Annotated in this window: 8 protein-coding genes; all 8 read right to left on the bottom strand. The window is 30.8% G+C overall.

Annotated features, from left to right (window positions below):
• Positions 1-638: 638 nt before the first annotated feature.
• The 8 genes from OW763_RS16280 to dnaX all read right to left on the bottom strand — a co-directional run bounded on the left by OW763_RS16280 (position 639) and on the right by dnaX (position 7,118).
• A complete protein-coding gene (locus OW763_RS16280; RefSeq protein WP_268042593.1) occupies positions 639-1,592 on the bottom strand; it encodes a thiamine pyrophosphate-dependent enzyme in 954 nt (317 codons plus the stop codon).
• 12 nt (positions 1,593-1,604) lie between these two features.
• Positions 1,605-2,795, bottom strand: coding sequence for a pyruvate ferredoxin oxidoreductase (gene porA / locus OW763_RS16275; protein WP_268042591.1), 1,191 nt, complete (start codon positions 2,793-2,795; stop codon positions 1,605-1,607).
• A gap of 16 nt (positions 2,796-2,811) precedes the next feature.
• Positions 2,812-3,108 (bottom strand): 4Fe-4S binding protein, encoded by a 297-nt coding sequence (locus tag OW763_RS16270; RefSeq protein WP_268042589.1) that lies wholly within the window; start codon positions 3,106-3,108, stop codon positions 2,812-2,814.
• On the bottom strand, positions 3,101-3,685 hold the full coding sequence (locus OW763_RS16265) for a 2-oxoacid:acceptor oxidoreductase family protein (protein WP_268042587.1): 585 nt from the start codon (positions 3,683-3,685) through the stop codon (positions 3,101-3,103). Before OW763_RS16265 ends, OW763_RS16270 begins: the two co-directional genes overlap by 8 nt.
• 278 nt (positions 3,686-3,963) lie before the next feature.
• Complete coding sequence (locus OW763_RS16260) at positions 3,964-4,218, bottom strand: pro-sigmaK processing inhibitor BofA family protein (RefSeq protein WP_268042585.1); 255 nt, start codon at positions 4,216-4,218, stop codon at positions 3,964-3,966.
• Between the two features lie 229 nt (positions 4,219-4,447).
• Positions 4,448-5,044, bottom strand: a complete 597-nt coding sequence (gene recR, locus OW763_RS16255; RefSeq protein ID WP_268042583.1) for a recombination mediator RecR — start codon at positions 5,042-5,044, stop codon at positions 4,448-4,450.
• A gap of 17 nt (positions 5,045-5,061) precedes the next feature.
• Entirely contained in the window at positions 5,062-5,403 is a 342-nt protein-coding gene (locus tag OW763_RS16250; RefSeq protein ID WP_268042581.1) for a YbaB/EbfC family nucleoid-associated protein, read from the bottom strand.
• An 80-nt stretch (positions 5,404-5,483) separates the two neighbouring features.
• Complete coding sequence (gene dnaX / locus OW763_RS16245) at positions 5,484-7,118, bottom strand: DNA polymerase III subunit gamma/tau (RefSeq protein WP_268042579.1); 1,635 nt, start codon at positions 7,116-7,118, stop codon at positions 5,484-5,486.
• Positions 7,119-7,287 lie beyond the last annotated feature (169 nt).

The following is a 7,287-nucleotide window of genomic DNA, read 5'->3' as shown; positions in this document are numbered from 1 at the left end:
TTAGGCACGCCGCCAGCGTTCGTCCTGAGCCAGGATCAAACTCTCAATTTAAAAGTTTAATCTTTTACTCATTACAATTGACTGACATTATTTCTTAACTTCTGTTTAATTTTCAAAGACCAATTTTTTCTTTGCCATCTTTCGACAGCTTATTCAGTATATCATTTAATCTCATTCTTGTCAACAACCTTTTTTGAATTTTTAATCTTGTCAAATTCATTAATTTGTTGTTGGCTTGTCGTCTCTCACAACGACATAGACTATACTATCATAATTTTTTCACCTAAAACTTTTAAATAATATTGATTTATATTAATTATACCCATTTTTCTACTTATATCTCTATATTTATTTAAAATACGCATATCGATACACCTGGTTAAGTATACATAATCACTGTAGAATACGGTATCACATTATTCTATAGATAGGGTCTTTCTAAGTACTAAAAGATCAATTTAATGTAGTATTCTTATAATTAAATTATACCCAAATTTTAAATTTTAATTACGAAAATTACATAATGAAAATTTTAAAATATAAATAAAAGATTTGTTTTGAACAACACCTTAAAAATTATCTTTTACTAGAATAAAAAAACGCCGATATACATCGACGTTTTTTTATATGAATTTATATTATGCTTCTTCTCCGCAAAGGAATAATAATTCTTCCCATCTTTTATCAACTTCAGCTTGAATTGCAACAATTTTAGCTTTTCCTTCTTCTGTTTTAAATAGATGTTTGAATCTTCCTTGTGGTTTTAACCATTCTTCTATAGCTAATTTTTCTTTTGGTTTGTAGCTTAATTTATATTGTCCATTAACTACTTCATATAATGGCCACCAACAAGTTTCAACAGCTAATTTAACTAAATCAAGTTCAGAAGCTGTATCACATCTCCATCCTCTTGGACAAGGAGTTAATACGTTCATGAAAGTAGCTCCTTTAAATTCATTGATAGCTCTATCAGCTTTAGTGTATAGATCCATCATGTATCTAGTTCCAGGCATTACAGGAACAGTTTGAGCTACATATGGTAAATGATGTCCTACCATTATTTTAGTTAAATCTTTTCTGTATTGTTCTTTTCCTACAGAACATTTTCCTTGAGGAGTTGTAGTTGTATCAGCTCCTGCTGGACTTGCAGATGATCTTTGGATACCAGTGTTCATGTATGCTCCATTGTCGTAACAAACATAAAGCATGTCATGTCCTCTTTCCATAGCTCCTGATAGAGATTGGAATCCGATATCATAAGTACCACCGTCTCCACCAAATGTTATGAATTTATAGTTATCTTTAACTTTACCTCTTGCTTTTAATGCTTTGTATGCAGCTTCTGCACCACTACCTGTAGCAGATGCACATTCAAAAGCTGTATGAATATATGAATCTTTCCATGCGCTATATGGATAAACTCCAAATGAAACTTCAAGACAACCTGTAGCATTTGAAATTACAGCTTTATCTTCTTCTTTTATAGCTTTTAATATCCATTTTACAACCATTGGAGCACCACAACCAGCACACATTCTATGTCCGCCAGTTATTCTTTCTTGGACATTTGTTACTTCCTTTAATGTTGCCATCTACAGCACCTCCTATTCTCTTACTTCTAAATAATTATATCTTGAGTATTCGCCTGTTTCAGTAGCTTTTTGTAAAGCATCATATACTTTTGCTATACTGCTAACTTTAACATCTCTTCCACCTAATCCATAGATGTAGCTCATTATTACTTTATTATCTACTCTTCCATATAATGAACTTACAAGATCAGTGAATAATGGACCACCATTTCCTGACATTCCTTCAGCTTTATCCATTATAGCTACAGCTTTAACATTCTTAAGAGCTTCAGCTATTTCTTCACTTGGGAATGGTCTGAATAATCTTATTTTAAGAAGTCCTGCTTTAACACCTTTTTCTCTTAAATCATCAACACATCTCTTAGCTGTTCCTGCTGATGATCCAATGATAACTATAGCATATTCAGCATCATCTAATTTATATTCTTCGAATAATCCGTATTTTCTTCCAGTTAATTCTTCGAATTTCTTAGCTACTTCTAAGTATACTTTCTTAGCATTGTTTAACCCTTCTACTTGTTGTCTTTTCATTTCAATATAAACGTTTTGAAGAGCTAATGCACCTATTAATTTGTTTTCTTTTCCAAGAAGACCGTCTCCTGATCTCTTGTTTTCTCCAACAAATCCTTGAACATCTTCCTTGTTCATCATGTAGAAGTTTTCTACAGCGTGAGAAGTAATGAATCCATCATAACAAACCATAGCTGGAGTCATAACATCTGGATGTTCAGTTACTATTACAGTTTGAATAAAGTTGTCATATGCTTCTTGAACATCTTCAGCATAAACTTGTATAAACCCACAATCTCTTGATCCCATTGAATCTGAATGGTCATTATGTATATTAATTGGAGCTGATAATGCTCTGTTAACTACAGCAATAACCAATGGAAGTCTATCTCCTGCTGCTATATATAACATTTCATGCATAAGAGCTAATCCATTTGCAGATGTTGCTGTGAAAACTCTTGCTCCTGCTCCTGACGCTCCAATACAAGCACTTATAGCACTGTGTTCTGATTCTACTGGTACAAATTCGCTTGTACATAATCCATTTGCTTTAAATGATGAGAAATATTGTGGTACCTCTGTTGAAGGTGTTATAGGAAATGCAGCCATTACATCTGGATTAATTTGCATCATAGCTGCAGCAACAGCTTCGTTACCACTTAAACTTTTTCTTATTTGTTCAGCCTTTGCCATTTTATTTCCTCCTTTCCTATTCCAATACGAAATCTAATGCGCCAAAATTACATTGCTTTGTACAAACTCCACAACCCTTACAGAAATCATAGTCAATTCCTACCATTTTTCCATCTTTAACTACGATTGACATATCAGGACATACAGCCCAACAAAACATGCAATGTTTACATTTATCTTCATGCCAAACTGGTTTCATTGATCTCCAATCACCAGTTTTGAAATCTGCAGCATTACCTGCATCAAGAACTTCTCCACCTATTGGTAATTCATGCCATTTAGTTTCTGGAGTTACATTCATTCTTTTACTCAATTCCTTTCACCTCCTGAAGCGATCTCTTAAGAGCTTCCATGTTCTTTGGAATAACATGTGGTTTGTTAGCGAATTTATGACTGAATGAATTTTCCATATCTTTTATAAATTGTTCTTGTTCTAATACTCCACTTATTTTAACTACTGCTGCAAGCATTGGAGTGTTAGGGAAGTTTGCACCTAGTACTTCTTCTGAAATACCTTTTGCATCTATTGTGTAAACATTTCCTTCATAGCCATTTAACTCTGGTTTAATTTCTTCTGGTGACTTTTTAGTATTAATTATTATAGCACCATCTTTTCTTAATCCTGCTGTACATGGTACAGATTTTAATAAACTTTCATCAACAACAACAACAAATTGTGGTTCATAAATGTTACTGTGTACTCTTAATGGGAAGTTAGCTATTCTGTTATAAGCAGTTATAGGAGCCCCCATTCTTTCTGGGCCATATTCAGGGAACCCTTGAATATTCATTCCAGTATTGAAAGCAACTTCAGCTAGTAGTAATGATGCAGTTTTAGCACCTTGACCACCACGACCATGCCAACGAATTTCGACTAATTTTTTATCCATTGATTTTTCCTCCCTTCATATTATAAAAAAATATATGAATTATGTATATAAATTTAGAATTCATATACATTAATACACTATTATATAACAGTTTTTGAAACCGTTTAATGTTATATAACAATATTTCCTGTTATAGATAACAGAACGTTAATCGCTTTATTTTCAAATAAACCGAACTATAACAGGTTTACAAATAAATTGTAACAGAATTTTATCTTTGATGTCAAGACAAATCATGCCTTTCCATAAAAATACTTCACATGTAGAATTATATCATATTATAGCAAAACTTTAAAAATAATTAAAAATATAACTCCTGGAACACCAAAAAATCCTGCAATCAAAGCAGTCCAAGGATTTATACCTACACTAAATCCTAAATATTTGCCTATAAAATTAGCTATCAATAGTAGGATAATTCCTAAAACTCCATTAGCTATAAGCTTTAATAAGATTTTTAATGGCCATGCTAAAAATCTAACCAATAAAAATAATAAAGCTATTCCTACTATAAAATAAGTAAAATACTCCATAACACACCTCCGCAGTTCATTATATTTTGATAAATTATCAGCAGTCCAAAATATTAATAGTATTTAACTGATATTCTGTTAACATATAAGAAATTTACAAAGTAATTTTCTTATATTATATTTATATTTTATTATTGCTGAATCTATTATTATATATATAAATAATAAAAACTCCTATTCTATATCCTTTAATACTGATATAAAACAGGAGTTTTATTATATTTTTTATTTAAAGTTCTACTCTACCTTCTAAGGCTTTAGAAAGAGTTACCTCATCTGCATACTCTAAGTCTCCCCCAACTGGAATACCATGAGCAATTCTTGTTACTTTAACACCTAAAGGCTTTAATATTTTGGATATATACATAGCTGTAGCTTCTCCTTCTACATTAGGATTAGTAGCTACTATAACTTCCTTAACCTCTCCATTTATTCTTCTCACTAATTCTTTTAATTTTATGTCATCAGGTCCTTTACCACACATTGGAGATATAACTCCATGAAGCACATGATAAACACCATTATATTCTCTGATTTTTTCCACAGATATAATGTCCTTAGGTTGTTCCACTACACATATAGTACTATTATCTCTATTAGGATTAGAACATACTGCGCAAGGATCACTATCCGTAAAGTTTCCACATATTGAACAATACTTTATAGTTCCTCTTGCCTTAATTAGTGCTTCTGAAAATTCATTAACTTCTTCTCTTGGTAAGTTTAATACATATAGTGTAAGCCTTTGAGCTGTTTTATACCCTATTCCTGGTAATTTAGCAAATTCTTCTATTAACTTTTCTATAGCTACAGGATAAAACTCCACCTCTGTCACCTCAATAATTAAAACATTCCAGGCATATTAAGTCCACCTGTAAGCTTTTGCATTTGACTTGTAGTTTCTTTTTCTGCTACATTTAATGCTTGATTACATGCAGTTAAAACTAAATCTTGAAGCATTTCAACATCATCTGGATCTAAAACATCAGGATCTATTTGTATAGCTAAAATTTGTTTTTTACCATTAACTGTTACCTTCACAGCTCCACCACCAGCAGTTGCTATGAATTCTTTTTCTTCTAGTTCACCTTGCACCTTCTCCATTTCCTTCTGCATCTTTTGTGCTTGTTTCATCAATTTATTCATATCCATTCCACCCATTCCTGGGAATCCGCCTCTTGCCATAATATTACCTCCTAATTGTATTCTAATTTTTCATTTAAGTTTCGTACTTCATATTCTTTAATATTTTACCATTTACTATTTTATTCATCAATTATTTCTACCAAATCTTCTCCAAAAGTTTCTTTTAAAATTTCTTCTGGTAATTTTATAGACTCTTCTTTTTTATTGTCTATAGTATATTTTATTCTGATTATTTCTTTTAGTGATTCAGAAAAAATTCCTTCTATAATTTTTTTGTTTTCTTCCTTTTGTAATCTATTTATATTAAACGCATATTCAGATTCATATCTTATTTCTACAACTCCATTGTTGCAAGATACTATTTGACCAGTAACAAGAGATGCATATAAGACCATCATTCTTCTTCCTTTTAAGATTTCAAGAATATCTTTCCAAGATTTTTTCACATCATCTAATGTTAACTTAGAATTTTCACTTATTTGTAAATCTTTTTTATCGTCTGAATCATTTTTAGCACTTTTTATAGACTTTTGAGAAACTTTCTTTTCTGTAGATTTGTTTTCTATTTTTTTATCAGATTTATTTTTTATTATATTAAAACTTCCTTCTTTTATGATGTTTTCTATATTATTTATTCTTGCTAATATTACTTCTTTAGATGTATCATACTCTATTTTACACATTTTTATAACAGCAAGCTCTAAATATATCCTACCCTGTTTGCTCCACTTAGATTGTTCTTCTGCTTCTTGAAGTATTCTTATACATCTCATTATTTCTTCTATTCTTATTTTACTAGCTTGTACTTTTATAAGTTTAATATTCTCTTCTGACATATCCAAAACTTCTTCTGGATTTTGGCTTACCTTTACCATCATAAGATTTCTCATATGATGTATCATGTCCCTTATAAATAAATTTATATCCTTTCCGCCGTAAACCACATCATCTATGAGTTTTATTGAAACCTCAACATCTTTAGCTATAATACCCTCAGTAAGCTTTAATAAATTATCATTTGTTACAAGTCCTAACATGTTTATAACCTGATCATAATCAACCTTTTTATTTCCCATTGATATTGCCTGATCTAATATACTTAAAGCATCTCTCATAGCTCCATCTGCCATTCTAGCTATAAGATTCAAGCTTTTATTATCTGCAGAACAACCTTGTTCTTTTGTTATTTTTTCAATTCTTTGAAGAATATCATCGCTTTTTATTCTTTTAAAGTCAAATCTCTGACATCTTGAAAGAATAGTAATGGGAAGCTTTTGAGGATCAGTAGTTGCTAGTATAAATATCACTTTTTCTGGAGGTTCCTCTAATGTTTTTAAGAATGCATTTACAGCTCCTTGGGTTAACATATGCGCCTCATCCATTATATAAACTTTATATTTGCCTTCTCTTGGTGGATACTTGACTTCTTCTATAAGTTCTCTTATATCATCTACTTTATTATGTGATGCAGCATCCATTTCTGATACATCGATGGCAAGACCTGCATTTATTTTTTTACACATATCACATTCATTGCATGGTTCACCATTCTGAGGATTAAGGCAATTTACTGCTTTTGAAAATATTTTTGCTGTAGAAGTTTTTCCAGTCCCTCTAGTACCACATAAAAGATATGCATGCCCTATTCTATCATTTTTTATTTGGTTTTTTATTGTTGTAGTAACATGGGATTGCCCTACAACTTCATCAAAAGTTTTAGGTCTCCATTCTCTATATAAAGCAGTATATCCCAATCTTAACACTCCTTATTCTTTTTCAAATCTATATTAATCATTATACCATTTTATACTTAATTAAAAACATCTTTATTAAACCTTCTATATGGTATAGTTTATTATTGAATATTTTCCTCCAATTTATAGTAATCATTATAAATTTAGTTTAACCTAATAATAAAATTTA

It is taken from the genome of Clostridium aestuarii (assembly GCF_026735135.1).
Lineage (GTDB): Bacteria > Bacillota > Clostridia > Clostridiales > Clostridiaceae > Clostridium_H > Clostridium_H aestuarii.
The sequence above is the reverse complement of the archived record's forward strand: the minus strand, read 5'-3'. Positions and strand labels throughout refer to the sequence as shown.

Coding starts and splice junctions, on each gene's coding strand:
- OW763_RS16280 (WP_268042593.1), bottom strand. CDS start 1,592: ATGGCAACATTAAAGGAAGTAACAAATGTCCAAGAAAGAATAACTGGC.
- porA (WP_268042591.1), bottom strand. CDS start 2,795: ATGGCAAAGGCTGAACAAATAAGAAAAAGTTTAAGTGGTAACGAAGCT.
- OW763_RS16265 (WP_268042587.1), bottom strand. CDS start 3,685: ATGGATAAAAAATTAGTCGAAATTCGTTGGCATGGTCGTGGTGGTCAA.
- OW763_RS16260 (WP_268042585.1), bottom strand. CDS start 4,218: ATGGAGTATTTTACTTATTTTATAGTAGGAATAGCTTTATTATTTTTA.
- OW763_RS16250 (WP_268042581.1), bottom strand. CDS start 5,403: ATGGCAAGAGGCGGATTCCCAGGAATGGGTGGAATGGATATGAATAAA.